Annotated in this window: 2 protein-coding genes; both read right to left on the bottom strand. The window is 60.7% G+C overall.

The window, feature by feature from the left end; genetic code table 11:
• The coding region (locus A3730_RS01765) for an RES family NAD+ phosphorylase (RefSeq protein ID WP_063537347.1) at window positions 1–664 on the bottom strand (664 nt) is incomplete at its 3' end.
• Window positions 655–780 (bottom strand): antitoxin Xre/MbcA/ParS toxin-binding domain-containing protein, encoded by a 126-nt coding sequence (locus tag A3730_RS32445; protein WP_255364143.1) that lies wholly within the window; start codon window positions 778–780, stop codon window positions 655–657. The genes A3730_RS32445 and A3730_RS01765, both read right to left, overlap by 10 nt.
• Between the last annotated feature and the right edge of the window lie 13 nt (window positions 781–793).

The raw sequence follows: 793 nt of genomic DNA, 5'->3' as shown, positions 1-793 counted from the left end.
CGTCCCAGATGTATTCGTAGTGAGCGCTGGGGGTAATGCTGGCGATAATTTGCGGGGTCAGCAGGGCGTAGCAATGGCTGCCGGCAGCTCGCACCGATTCGTAATGAATGCCGCTGTGTTGTTGGTCCCGTAATTGCTGACCGAGCAGGTGGGCTGCGCTGTAATCATCGGGCGCATGCCAGCGTGGGTGGTCGCTGGCGGGGGTGATATCGATGAGTGTCGCGGTGAAATTGACCTTCAGACCGCGCATCACGATGCGGTCATATTTGAGGCCATCCACCTGCTGGAAGTAGCGTTGCTGGTGATAGCGGGTTTCGGCGATGGCCGTTGCCATGCGGTCGGCGCAATAGAATACGCCGTAATGGCCCGCAGAGAAGCGCGAACCGGCCGGGTTCACATGCACGAAAGGGCCCAGGGCGTAGTTGCAACCGGGGATGCCCCAGGGGCGCTGATCGGGCGGTACCCGGTTCAGCTCGCCAACATCATTCTGCAGGCGTGGATTGGTGAGTGCCTGCACCGCAAACAGCGCATCGAAGTCAGCCTGGTCCGCCACATCATCGAAGATGGCGATGGGGGGGTATTTGCCATTGACCAGCCGGTAGGCGATTTGTCCGCGTAGCGTGGTACATGGCAAGGCATCGGTATTCGGTTCACTCAGCCCCATTGGCCGCCTCGCAGGCTGTCGAGCTGACGGTGCACCTCGTAAAGGCTGGCGACCCGGCCGCTGCCCATGATGCTCATGGGCGTGGCGCCATTAAAAAAGGCGTTATGGTTGGCCATGCGCACAAAGCCG

The sequence above is a fragment of the Alcanivorax sp. HI0044 genome (genome assembly GCF_001634945.1).
This window is presented reverse-complemented; position numbering and strand designations above follow the sequence as displayed.